Genomic DNA, 18348 nt, shown 5'->3' with positions numbered 1-18348 from the left:
TCGACCACGCTCAACGGGTCGCCTCCTCAACGGATCCTGCGGTGTCGGTGTGCCCCTGCTGCGTCCGCGGCCCCTGCCGCGGCTCCCCGCCGGGCGCCGCGCCGCGCTCACGCGCGGCGTCGGCCTCGCGTACGGCGTCGGCCCGCCCGGCCTGCAGCCCGCGCTGCAACCCGGCGAGCCTGCGCCGCAGTTGGTCCGCGTCGACCGGAGCCGCGGGCGGCGCGGCCACCGGCCGCACCGCCCCGCCCGCGCCGCGCGGCACGCGCTGCGGAAGCCCGTGCGGGCCGGTTATCGGCGCCGCGGGGCCCGCGGCCTGCGCGTGCTCGGGCGAGGCCGTCTGCGGGGCGGCAGGGGCCGCCGGAGGGGGCGTGGGGCGCGCCGCGAGGGGCGTGCCGTGCGCGGGGGTCGGCGGCCCGGCGGGCGCGGGGTGCCCGGGTACGGCCTCGGGGCGGCCCGGGTAGGGGGCGGGCGGCTCACCGGGTGACGCGGTGAACGGACCGTCCGGGTGCGGCACTTGGGCCGGGACGTAGGGGGCCGGGGCCTGCGGGGCGTACGGCTGCGGCACGGCGGTGTGCGGGGCGTACGGCTGCGGCGCCGGGACGTACGGGGACGGGAAAGGGGCGTGCGGGGACGGGGTGTGCGGGTGCGGGGACGGGTGGCGGCGGGGGTCGCCGCCGCTGAAGCCGGTGACGGCGGTCTCCAGCGGCACGAAGGGCGCCTCGTCCGGGCCGACCGGCGGGACGATCAGGCCCGGCAGCAGCACCACGGCCTGCGTGCCGCCCGACGGCAGCGCGTGCAGCCGCACCTGGACGCCGTGCCTGCGGGCCAGCCGCGACACCACGTACAGGCCCATGCCGGCCACCGCGCCGGGCGGCGCCGGATCGGGGTCGGCGAGCAGCGCGTTCAGCTCGGCGAGGCGCTCCGCGGGCACGCCGATCCCGGCGTCCTCGACCGCGACCGCGACCTCACCGGACTCCAGCACCCGCCCGGACAGCAGCACTTCGGTCTCGGGCGCGGAGAAACCGGTGGCGTTGTCCAGGAGTTCGGCGACCAGGTGGGCCACGTCGTCCGCCGCCCGGCCCGCGACCCGCGCACCGGGCAGTACCTGGATGCGGACCCGCTCGTAGCGCTCGATCTCCGAGATCGCACCGCGTACGACGTCGATGAGCGGCACGGGGCTCGCGGTGGCGCCGTGGCTGTGCTCGGTGCCGCCGAGCACGAGCAGCGTCTCGCTGTTGCGGCGCATCCGCGTCGCGAGGTGGTCGAGCTGGAAGAGCGTGCCGAGCCGGTCCGGATCCTGCTCCTGCTCCTCCATGCTCTCGATGAGGGCCAGTTGGCGCTCCACCAGGCCCAAGGTGCGCAGGGAGAGGCTGACATGGGACATGTGCGCGGCGTCCCGGGTCGCCGCGGCCGTCAGCTCGCGGTCCAGATCGGCGACATGGGCGACCATCTCGTCGTGGGCGCGGCGCAGGGCGTCCTTCTCCGCGACCGCGCCGGCCAGCGCGCCGCGCGTGCTCTGCGTGGTGCCGCGCTGCGCCGTCAGCTCGTTGCCGAGGTCGGCGGTACGGGCGCGCAGCGCCTGCGCCTCGTGCGTGAGGGCGTTGGCGCGGCGGGCCACGGCGGCGAACTCGTCCTGCCCGACGATCTGCGCTCCGCGCCCGCTCGCGGCCTCGGAGCGGGCCCACACGTGCAGGGCCGCGAGCGGCCGGGTCAGGCTGCGGAAGAGGGCGACGAGCACTCCGGCGAGGAGCAGCAGGCACCCGGCGGCGAGGGCGATCCGCAGTTCCAGCACGGTGACCGTGTGGTCGCGGTGGGCGGCTGCCGCGGCGGCCCGGTCGGTGGCCGCCGACGCCTCGACGCTGCGGATCAGCGCGAGCCGGGCGGTGAGGTCCCCCCGGACCCGCTCGGCGCCCATCGCCCGGTCCGAGCCGGTGAGTTCGGCGGAGTCCAGCAGCGCGGTGGTGTCCTTGTCGGCGCGCGCGGCGTCCGGGCCGGTCACGGTGCTGTCGTAGCGGTCGCGCAGCGCACCGTCCGCGGCGGCCCGGAAGTCGGCGACGGCGGCGCGTTCCTGGAGCCGGGCGGCCTGCGCGGCGGCCACCAGCTCGGGCTGCCCGCCGCCCGCGCCGAGGGCGCCCGTGAGCAGCCCGCGCTGCACGGCGGCCGCGTCCGCGGCGCGGGTGAGGGCGGCGGCGGCCGGATCCGCCGCCCGGCGGGCGAGGGCGTCCAGCAGCGGCTGGTAGGCCGTCACGACCGCCTGTACGCCCGCCCCGCCGCCCGCCGCGCCCAGGGCGGCACGGCGCACCCCGGGCAGCGTGCCGAGCGCGGCCCGCAGCTCCCTGTCCGGTCCCGCGCCGAGCACGTCCCGCACCTGGCGGTCGGTGCGGGTGCCGTCCTGCGCGGGCACGGCGGCACCGGGCCGGCCCGCGGCGACGAGGGATGCCACGTCGTCCCGCTCGTCCCCGAGGTCCTGGGCGAGCACGGTGGTGCGCTGCGCGAGTCGGGCGGCGGCCGCCCCGTCCTGCGCCGACGTCAGGTCGCCGACGCCGAGGGCGACCCCGGGCGCCGCGGCGGCCAGCACCGTGCCCGCGCACACCAGCAGGGCGGCGAGCATGCGCTGCCTGACCCGCCGTTCACGCACTTGACGTCGTCTACGCACTTCGGGGCTCGCAATCACGTATCGCCGGCGGGGGATTCCCCAGGGAATATGCAGGGGCTGATCCGACCCTTGCAGTCCCGCCAGGAGGGGAGCCACGCCTCCCTCCTCCGGACACCCGAACGAGTGAATCGCACGGGTGTCGCGGCGGACAACCCGGCACACGCCCCGAGTTGCCCACCAGCCCCACCCGTACCCCGGCCGTACTGGCGCGCCGGACCCCGTCTCTGCCAGGATGCCCTCCCCTGCCAGGTCCTGACGGCCCGTCCGCCGCCGCGTCCGCCGCTTCCGCTTCCGGCCCGCCGCCGGACGGTTTGCCTGCCGGGCACGCTCCGGTGTCACCGCGGCCGCTACGGGCCCGGCGCCCGCGGGGCGACACCCCGCCGCGGTTTGCCTGCCGGGCACACCGGGCCGACACCCGCGCCCTGCCGGGGGCGGCGCTCACGCGTCGCGCACACTGGACGACATGCGAATCGAGACGGCGACCGCGCCGGGAACACCCGGGGCGCTTAACGAGGATTTCGTGGCGGCCGCGATGCCCGCCGGGGGCCACGGCGGGGCAATGGTGCTACTGGACGGGGTCACTCCGCCGCCCGACAACGGAAACTGCGTGCACTCCGTCCCCTGGTTCACCGCCCGCCTCGGCGGCCACCTGCTGGAACTGTCCGTTTCGCGACACGATCTGACGCTTGCGGAGTGTCTGTCCGACGCCATCCGCGTGACGGCGGATGCCCACCGGGGCACGTGTGACCTTTCTCACCCTCTGACGCCGCAAGCCACCGTCGTGGCGGTGCGGTGGGACGCCACCGAGCTGGAGCACCTCGTCCTCTCGGACTCGGTCCTGCTCCTGGAGGACGCCGACGGCAAGGTGACCGCCGTCCTCGACGACCGCATCGACCGGCTCCGCGCCGCGGGCCGCCGGGTCGCCCCGCTGCGGAACCTGCCGGGGGGCTTCTACACCGCCGCCGCGGATCCGGCCGTCGCCGGGAAGGCGGTGACCGGGCGCACACCGCTCTCCGCGCTGCGGGCGCTGGCCGCGCTCAGCGACGGGGCCGCGCGGGGGGTCGAGGTCTTCGACCTCGACGACTGGGCGGGAACCTTCGCCCTGCTGCGCGACCGCGGCCCCGAAGGCCTCCTCGCCCGCGTGCGCGCCGCCGAGTCCGCGGACGCCGACGGCACCGCCGTCCCGCGCGGCAAGCCGTTCGACGACGCGACGGCGCTGCTGCTCGAGCTCTGAGCTTCCCGCGGAGGTGGTCTCCCCCGGATGGGGGACCGCTCAGAGGATGTCCGCCGTGGATTCGTTCAGGGCGTGCAGGAGGCGGGCGAGGTCCGCGCGGTCGGACGGGGCCCATGCCGCGAGCTGCCGGAGGTACACCGCGCGGCGGGCGTCGCGGACACGGGTGAAGCGGGCCCGGCCCTCCGGGGTGAGGCTCATCAGGTAGGCGCGCCCGTCGGCGGGATCGGGCTCGCGGGCGACGAGCCCCAGCGCCTCAAGTGCCCGCAGCTGCCTGCTCATCGTCGCCTTGCCGACCCCGAAGTAGGAGGCGAGGTCGGTGGCCCGTTCGGGTTCCGCTTCGTGCAGCCGGACGAGCAGCCCGTACGCGGCGGGTTCGAGGTCGGGGTGGACGGCGGCGGCCAGCTCGCCCGAGGCCGCGCGGGCCCGCCGGAAGAGGACGGTCAGCTCGCGTTCGAGGGCCTCCGTCGACGCGTCCGTTCCCGTCGCATCTGCCGCATCTGCCGCATTGCGCGCGTCGGTCACAGCATTCCCGCTTTCCACGCCTGAGAGTTGTCCTCACACCCGGTTGTTTCCGCAGCCCGTCAAGTATTTCGCAGGAGTAGACCGACGACGGTCACAGGACCCCTTCCCCGCGCGTAGCGCCGCACGTACGAGTCCCCCACCTGGAGGCACGCATGTCCCGCGGAGATCTCTCCGTCATGCACGGCAACGGCTCGGTCCGGGCCAGGCTCACGCTGTTCACCGGACTCCTCGCCACCATGTCCGCGCTGGTTCTCGCCGCCCCCGGGACGGCCCACGCGGCGAGTTCCGACCACATGACCCACCCGGACCTGGACTGGCTGGGCTCGCAGATCAAGATCCACGAGGGCGCCGACGCCGCGGGCGACTCCAAGGTCGTGTCCGCCTCCAAGGTCACCCAGACCCCGGGCATGGACGTCTCCAGCCACCAGGGCGACGTCAACTGGTCGGGCGCCTGGTCCAAGGGCGCGAAGTTCGCGTACGTCAAGGCGACCGAGGGCACCTCGTACACCAACCCGTACTTCGCGCAGCAGTACAACGGCTCGTACAACGTCGGCATGATCCGCGGCTCCTACCACTTCGCGCTGCCCGACGTGTCGAGCGGCGCGGCGCAGGCCGACTGGTTCGTGGCGCACGGCGGCGGCTGGTCGGCGGACGGCAAGACGCTGCCCGGCGCGCTGGACATGGAGTACAACCCGTACGGCGCCAGCTGCTACGGGAAGTCCGCGAGCGGCATGGTGAGCTGGATCCAGTCGTTCTCGAACGAGTACCACGCCAAGACGGGCCGCTACCCGACGATCTACACGTCCACCAGCTGGTGGACCACCTGCACGGGCAACAGCGGCGCCTTCGCGGCGCACAACGCCCTGTGGGTCGCCCGCTACTCCGGCACCATCGGCACGCTCCCGGCCGGGTGGAGCTACCAGACCTTCTGGCAGTGGGCCGACACCGGCACCTTCCCCGGCGACCAGAACAAGTTCAACGGCGCACTGGACCGCGTGAAGGCGTACGCCAAGGGCTGAGCCCGGCCGCGCACGGCCGTGTGGCCCCTTCCCCGCGCGGGGAAGGGGCCACACGGCCGTCACACGCCGTCACCCGCCGTCAGGCGGCCACGGGCACCGTGCGGACGTCCGCGGCGGCCGGCTCCAGGGCGAGGGCCAGCACCTGCCGGACGTCGCCGACCGGGTGGACGTCCAGGGCCTCCAGGATCTCGGCCGGCACGTCGTCCAGGTCGGGCTCGTTGCGCTTGGGGATCACCACGGTGGTGATCCCGGCGCGGTGCGCGGCGAGCAGCTTCTGCTTGACCCCGCCGATCGGCAGCACCCGGCCGGTCAGCGACACCTCGCCGGTCATGGCCACGTCCGTCCGCACCCGGCGGCCGGACAGCAGCGAGGCCAGCGCGGTCGTCATCGTCACACCGGCGCTCGGGCCGTCCTTGGGCACCGCTCCCGCGGGGACGTGCAGGTGCACCCCGCGGTCCTTCAGGTCGCCGACCGGCAGCTCCAGCTCGGCGCCGTGCGAGCGCAGGAAGGACAGCGCGATCTGCGCCGACTCCTTCATGACGTCGCCCAGCTGGCCGGTGAGCTGCAGCCCGGACCCGCCCGTCTCCGGGTCGGCGAGCGACGCCTCGATGTAGAGCACGTCACCGCCCGCGCCCGTGACGGCCAGGCCCGTCGCGACACCCGGCACCGCGGTACGCCGCTCCTGCGGATCCTGCGCGGACTCCGGCACGTGGTGCGGGCGCCCGATCAGGCCGCGCAGGTCGTCCGGGCCGACCGTGTACGGCAGCTCCTGCTCGCCCAGCTCGTGCCGCGCGGCGATCTTCCGCAGGATGCGGGCGACCGTACGCTCCAGGTTCCGCACCCCGGCCTCGCGGGTGTACTCGCCGGCGAGCCTGCGCAGGCTCTCCTCCGCGAGGGTCACCTCCTCGGCGTCCAGACCCGCGCGCTCCAGCTGCCGGGGCAGCAGGTGGTCGCGGGCGATGACGACCTTCTCGTCCTCGGTGTAGCCGTCCAGCCGCACCAGCTCCATCCGGTCCAGCAGCGGCTCGGGGATGGCCTCCAGGACGTTCGCGGTGGCCAGGAAGACCACGTCGGACAGGTCCAGCTCGACTTCCAGGTAGTGGTCGCGGAAGGTGTGGTTCTGCGCCGGGTCCAGCACCTCCAGCAGCGCCGCGGCCGGGTCGCCGCGGTAGTCGGAGCCGACCTTGTCGATCTCGTCGAGCAGCACCACCGGGTTCATCGACCCGGCCTCCTTGATCGCCCGCACCACACGGCCGGGCAGCGCGCCCACGTACGTACGGCGGTGGCCGCGGATCTCCGCCTCGTCACGGACACCGCCGAGCGCGACCCGGACGAACTCGCGGCCCATCGCCCGCGCCACGGACTCGCCGAGCGAGGTCTTGCCCACCCCGGGCGGGCCCACCAGGGCCAGCACCGCGCCGCCGCGGCGGCCGCCCACGACGCCCAGGCCCCGGTCGGCCCGGCGCTTGCGCACCGCGAGGTATTCGGTGATGCGCTCCTTGACGTCGTCCAGCCCCGCGTGGTCGGCGTCCAGCACCGCCCGCGCGCCCGCGACGTCGTACGTGTCCTCCGTCGTGACCTTCCACGGCAGTTCCAGGACGGTGTCCAGCCAGGTGCGGATCCAGCTGCCCTCGGGCGAGGCGTCGGAGGACCGCTCCAGCTTCTCGACCTCCTTCAGCGCGGCCTCGCGCACGTTGTCCGGCAGGTCGGCGGCCTCGACGCGGGCCCGGTAGTCACCGGCCTCGTCGTCCGGCTCACCGTTCAGCTCGGACAGCTCCTTGCGCACCGCCTCCAGCTGCTGGCGCAGCAGGAACTCGCGCTGCTGCTTCTCCATGCCCTCCTGGACGTCCTTGCGGATCGTCTCCGCGACGTCCTGCTCGGCCAGGTGGTCGCGCAGCCACTGCACGGCGAGCTTCAGCCGCGCCACCGGATCCACCGTCTCCAGCAGCTCCACGCGCTGCTCGGCGGTCAGGAAGGGGCTGTAGCCGGAGTTGTCGGCGAGCTGGCCCACGTCCTCGATCTGCTGGACGCGGTCCACCACCTGCCAGGCGCCCCGCTTGCGCAGCCAGCTCGTGGCCAGCGCCTTGTACTCCTTCATCAGTTCGGCCACCGTGCCCGGCGACTCGGCGGGCACCGGCTCCTCGATGACCGTGCCCTCGACCCACAGCGCGGCACCCGGCCCGGTCGTCCCCGCGCCGATCCGCACCCGGGTACGGCCCTTGATGACCGCGCCCGGGTCGCCGTCGGACAGGCGACCGACCTGCTCCACGGTGCCCAGCGTCCCGACGCCCGCGTACGTGCCGTCGATGCGCGGCACCAGCAGGACGCGCGGCTTGCCCGCCGCCCCCGTCCGGTGCGCGGACTGCGCCGCCTCCACGGCGGCACGGACCTCGGAATCGGTGAGGTCGAGCGGCACGACCATGCCGGGCAGCACGACCTCGCCGTCCAGCGGGAGGACCGGCAGCGTCAGCGTCGAACCGGCGGGGTTGGAAGGAACAGACTCAATCGGCATGATCGCTCCTCGGGCAAGCAAGTTGAGTACATGAGGCTCAATGCACGGAGGGTCCCCGGTGTTCCCGGGAACGTGTTCGCTCTCGGCGATCAGCTGCGCCGGGCGGGTGAGGAGGCCGTGACCTGCGAAAACCGCTTGCGCCCCGGCATAGGTTGGAGCGCATGGAACCACTCGGACCCCTCGGACCTCTCGGACACGGTGTGGGCCTCGGGCCCGACGGGACGATCCTGCGCGAGGGTTCGCTCGCGCGGGTCCAGCCGGAGTTCGCGCCGCTGCTCGACGCGGTACGCGAGCGGGTCCCGGCCGCGTACCCGGGCGGCCGGCTGCACAGCGCGTACGTCTACGGCAGCGTTCCGCGGGGCACCGCGCGCGCCGGGATCTCCGACCTCGACCTCGTCGTCGTCCTCCACGACCCGCCGACCGAGGCCGACCGCGCCACCGCCGAAGCGCTCGCCTCGGACCTCGACGCGCGCTTCCCCGTCGTGGACGGCGTCGGACTGCTGCTCTTCGACACCGGGACGCTGCTGAGCGAGCTGGAACGGCACGACCTCGGGTTCTTCGTGGCCTGCCTGTGCACGCCGCTGCTCGGGCCGGACCTCGCGGACGCGCTGCCGCGGTACCGGCCGGACGGGCTGCTCGCCCGGGAGACCAACGGCGACCTCGCGCTCGCCCTCCCCGGGTGGGCCGAGCGGTTCGCCGCCGCCACGTCGGACGCGGAGCGCCGCGTGCTGTGCCGGGGCGTGGCCCGGCGGATCGTGCGGACGGGGTTCACGCTCGTGATGCCGCGCTGGGGCGGCTGGACCAGCTCCCTGCGCGAGCAGGCCGCGGCGTTCGCGGGCTACTACCCCGCGCGGGGTGGGCAGATGCGCCGGGCGGCTGAGCTCGCCCTCTCCCCGTCCGGGGCCCCGGCGGACCTCGGCTTCCTCCTCACGGACCTGGCTCCGTGGCTGGCGTCCACGTACGTCGCCGTCCACGGGGAGAAGACGCCGCGGGCTGCGGCGTGAGGACGCTCCGGGGGTGCCTGTTGCGGCAGGCGTCGCGATCTTCCCTACGTGGGGGCTTGGCGCGCAGTTCTCCCCCAGGCTCCGCCTGGGAGGTGCCGGCACGCGCCCCTGGTGTCACCCGGCGGGGCATCGCGCTTTCTGTCCGGGGGGTGGGTCGGGTGCCGGCACGGGGCACCTCCTCGGAATGCGCCTTCACCCTCTTACCGAGCTGGCGAGGCACTCCCAGCGCATTCCTGCGGGGGCACCCCGCACCGTCCCCCTCCGGGACGGTTCAGCGGCTGCCTGCCGGTGGGGGTGGGAAACACCCGCGGGCACCCCCGCGGCGGGAAGCCGACAGCGCAGGGGGCAGGCGGGACTCCCGCCGTTAATAAACGTATAGCGGAGTGGGGGGCTTGCCGCAAGGCCCCCACCTTGTCGCAGAATGCTCCGCCGTGGGCGGATTCAGCAAGGCGGACGGGGAGCACGTGACGGCACGTCAGGGTTATGACACGGAGCTGGACGACGAGCGCGGCTACGTAAAGGCGCTCTACGCGCGGCTGGACGCGCGCCGCGCGCGGGCCAAGGCGGCGCACGACATCGCGCTCAAGGAGCACGGCGGGACCGCCGTGGAGCGGGACGTCGCGGTGCGCGAGCTCGCGCGCGAGGTGCGGCGGATGGACGTCGCGGACAGCGGGCTGTGCTTCGGGCGGCTGGACGCCGTGGAGGGCGGGGCCGCGTACATCGGGCGGCTGGGGCTGTTCGACGAGGGGGAGGCTCATGAGCCGGTGCTGCTGGACTGGCGGGCACCGGCGGCGCGGGCGTTCTACACGGCGACGGCGGCGAGCCCGGAGGGCATGCGCAGGCGGCGGCAGTTCCACGCGCGGGGGCGGGAGCTGACGGGGTTCACCGACGAGGTGCTGGGCGGTGTGGAGGGGGTGAGCGGCGGGGACGCCGCGCTGCTGGCGGCGGTGAACGCGCCGCGGGGGCCGGGGATGCGGGACATCGTCGCGACGATCCAGGCGGAGCAGGACCGGATCATCCGGCTGGACCACCCGGGCGTGCTGGTCATCGAGGGCGGGCCGGGCACCGGCAAGACGGTGGTGGCGCTGCACCGGGTGGCGTATCTGCTCTACACGCAGCGCGAGCGCATGGAGCGGCAGGGCGTGCTGGTGGTGGGGCCGAATCCGGCGTTCCTCGAGCACATCGGGCGGGTGCTGCCGTCGCTGGGCGAGTCGGACGTGGTGTTCATGACGACCGGGGACCTGGTGCCGGGGCTGGCGGTGACCGCGGAGGAGGCGGAGCCGCAGGTCGCGGTGGCGAAGGGTTCGCTGGGGATCCTGGAGGTGCTGGCGGCGGCGGTCGCGGACCGGCAGCGGGTGCCGGAGGTGCCGCTGCCGGTGGAGCTGGGCGGGGTGACGGTGCGGCTGGACGCGGCCGTCGCGGAGTGGGCGCGGCAGGAGGCGCGGGACAGCGGGCGGCCGCACAACGAGGCCCGGGAGGTCTTCCGGGACGTCGTGACGTGGGCGCTGTCGGAGCGGGCGGTGGGGAAGGCCGGGCGGGAGTGGCTGGACCGTTCGGACCGGGCGCTGTGGGAGCGGTTGCGGGCGGACATGCTCAAGGAGCTGCTGGACGACGACGTGTTCATGGCCGGGCTGGACGCGCTGTGGCCGGTGCTGACCCCGGAGCAGGTGCTCGCGGAGCTGTACGGGTCGGCGCGGCGGCTGCGGGCGGCGGGCGCGCCGGAGTCGCTGCTGCGGGCCGAGGGGGACGCCTGGACGGTGTCGGACGTGCCGCTGCTGGACGAGCTGGTCGATCTGCTGGGGAAGGACCCGGCGGCGGAGCGGGCCGCGGCGCGGGCGGCGGAGCGGGCCCGGCGGGAGGAGGCGGAGTACGCGGCGGGCGTGCTGGAGATCATGGCCCTGGACCGGCGGGACGACCTGATGGACGACGAGGACCATCTGCTCGCGCAGGACCTGGTGCACGCGGAGGGTCTGGCGACGCGTTTCGAGGAGGTCGACACGCGGGATCTGGCCGAGCGCGCGGCCGCGGACCGGGAGTGGACCTACCGCCATGTGGTGGTCGACGAGGCGCAGGAGCTGTCGGCGATGGAGTGGCGGGTGCTGATGCGGCGCTGCCCGCTGAAGTCGTTCACGGTGGTCGGCGACCTGGCGCAGCGGCGTTCGGCGGCGGGCGCGGTGTCGTGGGAGGCGGCGCTGGAGCCGTACGCGCCGGGGCGGTGGCTCTACCGCTCGCTGACGGTGAACTACCGCACGCCGGCCGAGATCATGGCGGTCGCGGGCGCGCTGCTGGGCGAGTTCGCGCCGGGTGTGCGGCCGCCGGAGTCGGTGCGGGCGTGCGGGGTGCGCCCGTGGGCGCGGCAGGTCACGGCGGCGGAGCTGCCCGGCGCGGTCGAGGCCTTCGTACGGGCGGAGGCCGGCCGGGAGGGCACCAGCGTGGTGATCGGCCCGCCGGACGTACCGGGCGCGGTGCCGCCGTCGCAGACCAAGGGCCTGGAGTACGACGCGGTGCTGGTGGTCGCGCCCGAGCGCATCCTCGCGGACGGCCCGCGCGGTACGGCGGAGCTGTACGTCGCCCTGACCCGCGCCACCCAGCGGCTGGGCGTGCTGCACCTGGAGCCGCTGCCCCCGGCGCTGGCGGGCCTGGAGCCGGGCACGGCCTAAGGTGGACGGATGCTTGAGGACGAGACGGTGACCGTGCTGGACCGGCGGGAGGGTGTCGCCGGGGAGCTGGCGCTGCGGCACCGGGCAGGCGCGGGGACGTACGAGATCATCGCGAACGGCTGCTTCCTGATGGACACCTCCGACGGGCGCTCCGAGCGGCTGCTGGTGGACGCCGCCCTCGACGCGCTCGCCGGGCGGCCCGCGCCGAGCGTGCTGCTGGGCGGGCTCGGCGTCGGGTTCTCGCTGGCCAGGGCGGCGGAGGCGGGCTGGGGGCGGATCGCGGTGGTGGAGCGCGAGGCCGCGGTGGTGGCGTGGCACCGCGAGGGGCCGCTCGCGGCGTACTCCGCGGGGGCGCTCGGCGACCCGCGGGTGACGCTCGTGCTGGAGGACCTGCTGGACCACCTGCACGGCGGCGGGGAGCCGTACGACGCGCTGTGCCTGGACATCGACAACGGGCCGGACTGGACAGTCACGGAGAACAACGGCAGTCTCTACAGTCCCAGCGGCCTCGACGCATGCCGGAACCGGCTGACACCGGGCGGCGTCCTCGCAGTGTGGTCGGCGCAGCCGTCGGCCGCGTTCGAGGACGCGCTGCGGTCGGCAGGATTCGAACGGGTTCGCACCCTGGAGATTCCGGTGGCCCGCGGGGTGCCGGATGTCGTGCACCTGGCACACCGGGCGGCCTAGGGCGGCGCTGGTGTGATGGTCACGGCGGCGCCCCGCCCCGTACGCTGCCGGATAGCCAGGACGATTTTATGGGGCGGATTGTGGACGGCACGCAGACGACCGGCGCGCAGCGCCGGGTGCTGGTGGTCGAGGACGACCAGACGATAACGCAGGCCATCGCGGCCCGCCTGCAAGCCGAGGGCTTCCAGGTGCGCACCGCGGGCGACGGCCCGGCGGCGGTCGAGGCCGCCCGCTCCTGGCAGCCCGACCTGCTGGTGCTGGACGTGATGCTGCCGGGCTACGACGGCCACGAGGTGTGCCGCCGGGTGCAGGCCGACCGGCCGGTGCCGGTGCTGATGCTCACCGCGCGGGACGAGGAGACCGACATGCTCGTCGGCCTCGGGGTGGGCGCCGACGACTACATGACCAAGCCGTTCTCGATGCGCGAGCTGGCCGCCCGGGTGCATGTGCTGCTGCGCCGGATGGAGCGCGCGGCGACGGCCGCGCACAGCCCGCGCGGCGCCGCGATCCAGCTCGGCGACCTGGAGATCGACCACGCGCAGCGCCGGGTCCGCGTCGCGGGCGCCGACGTGCACCTGACCCCGACCGAGTTCGAGCTGCTGGTGTGCCTGGCCCAGCAGCCCAGGGCGGTGCTGTCGCGCGAGCAGCTGCTGGCCGAGGTGTGGGACTGGGCCGACGCGTCCGGCACCCGTACCGTCGACAGCCACGTCAAGGCGCTGCGCCGGAAGATCGGCGCGGACCGGATCCGTACCGTGCACGGCGTGGGGTACGCGCTGGAGACGCCGTCGGCGTGAGTCGCGGTGAGGGGGTGACGAGCCGCGCGAAGGCGGTGCCCGCCGGGCCGGGCGGGGTGCTGCGGCGCTGGTGGCGGCAGGCGTGGGAGGCGCTGCGGCCCTGGGACCCCTTCCGCTCGATCAAGGCCGCGCTCGCCGCGCTGGTGCTGGTGTCGGTGCTGATCACCACCGGCCTGGTGTTCGTGGCGATCCGCTCGGCCACCGGGCTGCGGGTCATCACGATCTTCTCGATCATCGCCTCGCTGCTGATCACCCAGATCGTCGCGGACAACCTGACCGCGCCGCTGCGCGAGATGACCGCGGTCGCGCGGGCCATGGCGGGCGGCGACTACAGCCGCCGGGTCGCCAGGACACGCCGGGACGAGGTCGGCGAGCTGGCCGAGACGTTCAACCGGATGGCCGCCGACCTCGCCGCGGCCGACCGGCACCGCAAGGAGCTGGTGGCGAATGTCTCGCACGAGCTGCGCACGCCCATCGCGGCGCTGCGCGCGGTGCTGGAGAACGTCGTGGACGGCGTGTCGGCCGCCGACCCGGAGACGATGCGGCTGATGCTCCAGCAGACCGAGCGGCTCGGCAAGCTGGTGAGCCAGCTGCTGGACCTGTCGCGGCTGGACAGCGGGGCGGTGCGGCTGGACGCCAAGCGGTTCGAGGTGTGGCCGTACCTGTCGGCGGTGCTGAAGACCGCGAGCCTGGGCATGGGCTCGGGCGGCTCGCGCTCCCGGGCCCGCGCGGACGTGCCGCTGCACCTGGACGTCGCACCGCCGGGCCTGGTCGCGTACGCGGACGGGGAGCGGCTGCACCAGGTGGTGGCCAACCTCGTCGACAACGCGGTCAAGCACAGCCCGCCGGGCGGCCGGGTGACGGTACGGGCACGGGCCGGGGCGGCGCCGGGGTCGCTGGAGCTGGACGTCGTGGACGAGGGTCCGGGCATCCCGGAGGCGGACCGGGGACGGGTCTTCGAGCGCTTCCACCGCGGCTCCCAGCCGGGCGGCGACGGGGGGACGGGACTGGGGCTGGCCATCGCGCGCTGGGCGGTGGACCTGCACGGCGGCCGGATCCAGGTGGCCGAATCACCCCGCGGTTGCCGCATACATGTGACTCTTCCGGGTAGCGGAACGGCAACGCCTTGACGGCCTTGCCCCGGCGGTGCCCGCAGTTCATGTGACGTTCATCCCGGGCACAGCGGCCACTTCCGGTCGGACAACCCTCAAGAGGGACCAATTTCCCGCCATGAAGGGCTCCGAAACCAGATTTTCGGTGTGACGTACACGACGACTGGCCCCCGGGCCTGCGACGCAGGGCCAGGTAGGCGTAGCCTTTATTTCCGCTGTCCACCATCTTGTGAAGCGGAAGAGGGCGGTTGCCGCCGTGTCGCCACAGTCCCCCAATAGCTCTAGTGTCACGACCGACCACGAAGCGCAGGGCGAGGGCCCCGCAGGGGGTTTCGGCCCCAATGAGTGGCTGGTCGATGAGATCTACCAGCAGTACCTCCAGGACCCGAACTCGGTAGACCGAGCCTGGTGGGACTTCTTCGCCGACTACAAGCCGGACGGCTCCGCCGCTCCGGCGGCCCCCGCCGGCCAGGGCGGCGCCTCGGGCGCCGCGGCCCGTGCGAACGCCGCTCCGGCGCCCGCCGCCGTCCCCGCGGCGCCCCCGGCCCCGGCCGCCGCCGCGCCCGTGCAGCCCCCGGCTGCGGCTCCGGCCCCCGCGCAGCCCGCGGCCCCCGCCGCGCCGGCTCCGGCCGCCCCGGCGCCCGCCGCTCCTGCCGCGAAGCCCGCGCCCGCCGCGAAGGCCGCCGCCGCGGCCCCGGCGGACGCCGCGACCGCGACCGAGTTCCAGACGCTGCGCGGCCCCGCGGCCGCTGTGGCGAAGAACATGAGCGCGTCGCTGGAGCTGCCCACCGCCACCTCGGTGCGGGCCATCCCGGTGAAGCTGCTGTTCGACAACCGCATCGTCATCAACAACCACCTCAAGCGCGCCCGCGGCGGGAAGATCTCCTTCACGCACGTCATCGGCTACGCCATGGTGCAGGCGCTCAAGGCGATGCCGTCGATGAACCACTCCTACGCGGAGAAGGACGGCAAGCCGACCCTGGTCAAGCCCGAGCACGTCAACCTGGGCCTGGCCATCGACCTGGTCAAGGCGAACGGCGACCGCCAGCTCGTCGTCGCGGCCATCAAGAAGGCCGAGACGCTGAACTTCTTCGAGTTCTGGCAGGCCTACGAGGACATCGTGCGCCGCGCCCGCTCGGGCAAGCTCACGATGGACGACTTCCAGGGCGTCACGGCCTCGCTGACCAACCCCGGCGGCCTCGGCACCGTGCACTCCGTGCCGCGTCTGATGCCCGGCCAGTCGATGATCCTCGGCGTCGGCTCGATGGACTACCCGGCGGAGTTCCAGGGCACCTCGCAGGACACCCTGAACAAGCTCGGCATCTCCAAGGTCATGACGCTGACCAGCACGTACGACCACCGGGTGATCCAGGGCGCCGCCTCCGGCGAGTTCCTGCGGATCATCAGCCAGCTGCTGCTGGGCGAGAACGACTTCTTCGACGACATCTTCGCCTCGCTGCGCATCCCGTACGAGCCGGTCCGCTGGCGCACGGACATCGACACCGCGCACGACGACGACGTCACCAAGGCCGCGCGGGTCTTCGAGCTGATCCACTCCTACCGGGTCCGCGGCCACGTCATGGCCGACACCGACCCGCTGGAGTACCGCCAGCGCAAGCACCCCGACCTGGACATCCTGGAGCACGGCCTCACGCTGTGGGACCTGGAGCGGGAGTTCGCCGTCGGCGGCTTCGCCGGCAAGTCGCTCATGAAGCTGCGCGACATCCTGGGCGTGCTGCGCGACTCGTACTGCCGCACGGTCGGCATCGAGTTCATGCACATCCAGGACCCCAAGCAGCGCAAGTGGATCCAGGACCGCATCGAGCGCCCGCACGCCAAGCCCGAGCGCGAGGAGCAGCTGCGCATCCTGCGCCGGCTGAACGCCGCGGAGGCCTTCGAGACGTTCCTGCAGACGAAGTACGTCGGCCAGAAGCGCTTCTCGCTGGAGGGCGGCGAGTCGGTCATCCCGCTGCTCGACGCCGTCATCGACGCGGCCGCCGAGTCGCGGCTCGACGAGGCCGTCATCGGCATGGCGCACCGCGGCCGGCTCAACGTGCTGGCGAACATCGTCGGCAAGTCGTACGCGCAGATCTTCCGCGAGTTCGAGGGCAACCTCGACCCGAAGTCGATGCACGGCTCCGGCGACGTCAAGTACCACCTGGGCGCCAACGGCACCTTCACCGGCCTGGACGGCGAGCAGATCAAGGTCTCGCTCGCCGCGAACCCCTCCCACCTGGAGGCGGTCGACCCGGTCCTGGAGGGCATCGCCCGCGCCAAGCAGGACATCATCAACAAGGCCGGCACCGACTTCACCGTGCTGCCCATCGCGCTGCACGGCGACGCGGCCTTCGCCGGCCAGGGCGTCGTGGCCGAGACGCTCAACATGTCGCAGCTGCGCGGCTACCGCACCGGCGGCACCGTGCACGTGGTCATCAACAACCAGGTCGGCTTCACCGCCGCCCCGGAGTCGGCCCGCTCGTCGATGTACGCCACCGACGTGGCCCGCATGATCGAGGCGCCGATCTTCCACGTCAACGGCGACGACCCGGAGGCCGTGGTCCGCGTGGCGCGGCTGGCCTTCGAGTACCGCCAGGCGTTCAACAAGGACGTCGTGATCGACCTGATCTGCTACCGGCGGCGCGGTCACAACGAGTCCGACAACCCGGCCTTCACCCAGCCGCTGATGTACGACCTGATCGACAAGAAGCGCTCGGTGCGCAAGCTCTACACCGAGTCGCTCATCGGCCGCGGCGACATCACCCTGGAAGAGGCCGAGCAGGCGCTGCAGGACTACCAGGGCCAGCTGGAGAAGGTCTTCACCGAGGTCCGCGAGGCCACCGCCGCGCCGTCCGAGCAGGAGCAGTCCGGCAACCAGTCGCAGTTCCCGGTGTCGGTGCCGACCGCGGTCTCCTCCGAGGTCGTCAAGCGCATCGCGGCCTCGCAGGTCAACATCCCCGAGCACGTCACCGTCCACCCGCGGCTGCTGCCGCAGCTCCAGCGCCGCGCGGCCATGGTCGAGGACGGCACGATCGACTGGGGCATGGGCGAGACGCTGGCGATCGGCTCGCTGCTGCTGGAGGGCACCCCGGTCCGGCTCGCCGGCCAGGACTCGCGCCGCGGCACCTTCGGCCAGCGGCACGCGGTCATCATCGACCGGGAGACCGGCGAGGACTACACCCCGCTGCTCTACCTGTCCGAGGACCAGGCCCGCTACAACGTCTACGACTCGCTGCTCAGCGAGTACGCGGCGATGGGCTTCGAGTACGGCTACTCGCTGGCCCGCCCGGACGCGCTGGTGATGTGGGAGGCGCAGTTCGGTGACTTCGTCAACGGCGCGGCCACCATCGTCGACGAGTTCATCTCCTCGGCGGAGCAGAAGTGGGGCCAGACCTCCGGGGTGGTGCTGCTGCTGCCGCACGGCTACGAGGGCCAGGGCCCGGACCACTCGTCCGCCCGTATCGAGCGCTTCCTCCAGCTGTGCGCCCAGAACAACATGACGGTGGCCGTCCCGACGACCCCGGCGCAGTACTTCCACCTGCTGCGCTGGCAGGTGCACAACCCGCACCACAAGCCGCTGATCGTCTTCACCCCGAAGTCGATGCTCCGGCTGAAGGCGGCCGCGTCCAAGGCCGAGGACTTCACCAACAGCTCGTTCCAGCCGGTCATCGGTGACCACTCGGTCGACCCCGAGGCCGTCCGCAAGGTCGTCTTCTGCTCGGGCAAGGTCTACTACGACCTCGTCGCGGAGCGGGAGAAGCGCGGGGCGAACGACGTGGCCTTCATCCGCATCGAGCGGCTGTACCCGCTGCCCGGCGTGGAGATCCAGGCGGCCATCGCGCCGTACACGAAGGCGCAGAAGTTCGTGTGGGCGCAGGACGAGCCGGCGAACCAGGGCGCGTGGCCCTTCATCGCCCTCAACCTGATCGACCACCTGGACCTGCTGCTCGGTGCGGCCCCCGACAACGCGGACCGGCTCCGCCGCGTCTCCCGCCCGGCGTCCTCCTCCCCCGCGGTCGGCTCCGCCAAGCGCCACCAGGCGCAGCAGGAGGAGCTGGTCAACGAGGTCTTCGAGATCTGACGCCGCGGCGCCCGGTCGCACGACGACGGCGGGTGGCCCGTACCGGTTCGCCGGTACGGGCCACCCGCCG

11 protein-coding genes are annotated in these 18348 nt (G+C 73.8%); 8 read left to right on the top strand and 3 right to left on the bottom strand.

Features of this window, described 5'->3' with window-relative positions; translation table 11 throughout:
* Window positions 1-10 precede the first annotated feature (10 nt).
* A complete protein-coding gene (locus ACH4PY_RS18345) occupies window positions 11-2638 on the bottom strand; it encodes a nitrate- and nitrite sensing domain-containing protein (RefSeq protein ID WP_398183144.1) in 2628 nt (875 codons plus the stop codon).
* Between the two features lie 481 nt (window positions 2639-3119).
* On the opposite strand from ACH4PY_RS18345, the gene ACH4PY_RS18340 reads away from it, so the two are divergent.
* Window positions 3120-3890: a hypothetical protein gene (locus tag ACH4PY_RS18340; RefSeq protein WP_398183140.1), complete on the top strand. Its 771-nt coding sequence runs from the start codon at window positions 3120-3122 to the stop codon at window positions 3888-3890.
* Window positions 3891-3929: 39 nt separating this feature from the next.
* Here the strand turns inward: ACH4PY_RS18340 and ACH4PY_RS18335 are convergent, their stop codons facing one another.
* Window positions 3930-4412, bottom strand: coding sequence for a MarR family winged helix-turn-helix transcriptional regulator (locus tag ACH4PY_RS18335; protein WP_398183137.1), 483 nt, complete (start codon window positions 4410-4412; stop codon window positions 3930-3932).
* 152 nt (window positions 4413-4564) lie between these two features.
* Between ACH4PY_RS18335 and ACH4PY_RS18330 the strand changes: the two genes are divergently transcribed.
* The gene (locus tag ACH4PY_RS18330; protein ID WP_398183134.1) at window positions 4565-5431 is read left to right on the top strand and encodes a lysozyme; all 867 of its coding nucleotides are present in this window, start codon (window positions 4565-4567) and stop codon (window positions 5429-5431) included.
* Between the two features lie 79 nt (window positions 5432-5510).
* Here the strand turns inward: ACH4PY_RS18330 and lon are convergent, their stop codons facing one another.
* A complete protein-coding gene (lon, locus tag ACH4PY_RS18325; protein WP_398183131.1) occupies window positions 5511-7943 on the bottom strand; it encodes an endopeptidase La in 2433 nt (810 codons plus the stop codon).
* Between the two features lie 161 nt (window positions 7944-8104).
* Here lon and ACH4PY_RS18320 point away from each other — a divergent pair, with 161 nt between their 5' ends.
* The 6 genes from ACH4PY_RS18320 to ACH4PY_RS18295 all read left to right on the top strand — a co-directional run bounded on the left by ACH4PY_RS18320 (window position 8105) and on the right by ACH4PY_RS18295 (window position 18278).
* Window positions 8105-8947: a nucleotidyltransferase domain-containing protein gene (locus tag ACH4PY_RS18320; protein ID WP_398183128.1), complete on the top strand. Its 843-nt coding sequence runs from the start codon at window positions 8105-8107 to the stop codon at window positions 8945-8947.
* A 431-nt stretch (window positions 8948-9378) separates the two neighbouring features.
* On the top strand, window positions 9379-11607 hold the full coding sequence (helR, locus tag ACH4PY_RS18315) for an RNA polymerase recycling motor ATPase HelR (protein ID WP_398183125.1): 2229 nt from the start codon (window positions 9379-9381) through the stop codon (window positions 11605-11607).
* Between the two features lie 9 nt (window positions 11608-11616).
* The gene (locus ACH4PY_RS18310; protein ID WP_398183122.1) at window positions 11617-12294 is read left to right on the top strand and encodes a spermidine synthase; all 678 of its coding nucleotides are present in this window, start codon (window positions 11617-11619) and stop codon (window positions 12292-12294) included.
* A gap of 68 nt (window positions 12295-12362) precedes the next feature.
* Complete coding sequence (locus ACH4PY_RS18305; protein ID WP_031522433.1) at window positions 12363-13088, top strand: response regulator transcription factor; 726 nt, start codon at window positions 12363-12365, stop codon at window positions 13086-13088.
* Window positions 13089-13144: 56 nt separating this feature from the next.
* On the top strand, window positions 13145-14218 hold the full coding sequence (locus ACH4PY_RS18300) for an ATP-binding protein (protein ID WP_398183434.1): 1074 nt from the start codon (window positions 13145-13147) through the stop codon (window positions 14216-14218).
* A 238-nt stretch (window positions 14219-14456) separates the two neighbouring features.
* Window positions 14457-18278 carry a multifunctional oxoglutarate decarboxylase/oxoglutarate dehydrogenase thiamine pyrophosphate-binding subunit/dihydrolipoyllysine-residue succinyltransferase subunit gene (locus tag ACH4PY_RS18295; RefSeq protein WP_398183119.1) on the top strand — a complete coding sequence of 1274 codons (3822 nt, stop codon included), beginning with the start codon at window positions 14457-14459 and terminating at the stop codon, window positions 18276-18278.
* Window positions 18279-18348: the final 70 nt, after the last annotated feature.

Source organism: Streptomyces sp. NPDC021224, from assembly GCF_044332905.1.
Classification (GTDB): Bacteria; Actinomycetota; Actinomycetes; order Streptomycetales; family Streptomycetaceae; genus Actinacidiphila.
This window is presented reverse-complemented; position numbering and strand designations above follow the sequence as displayed.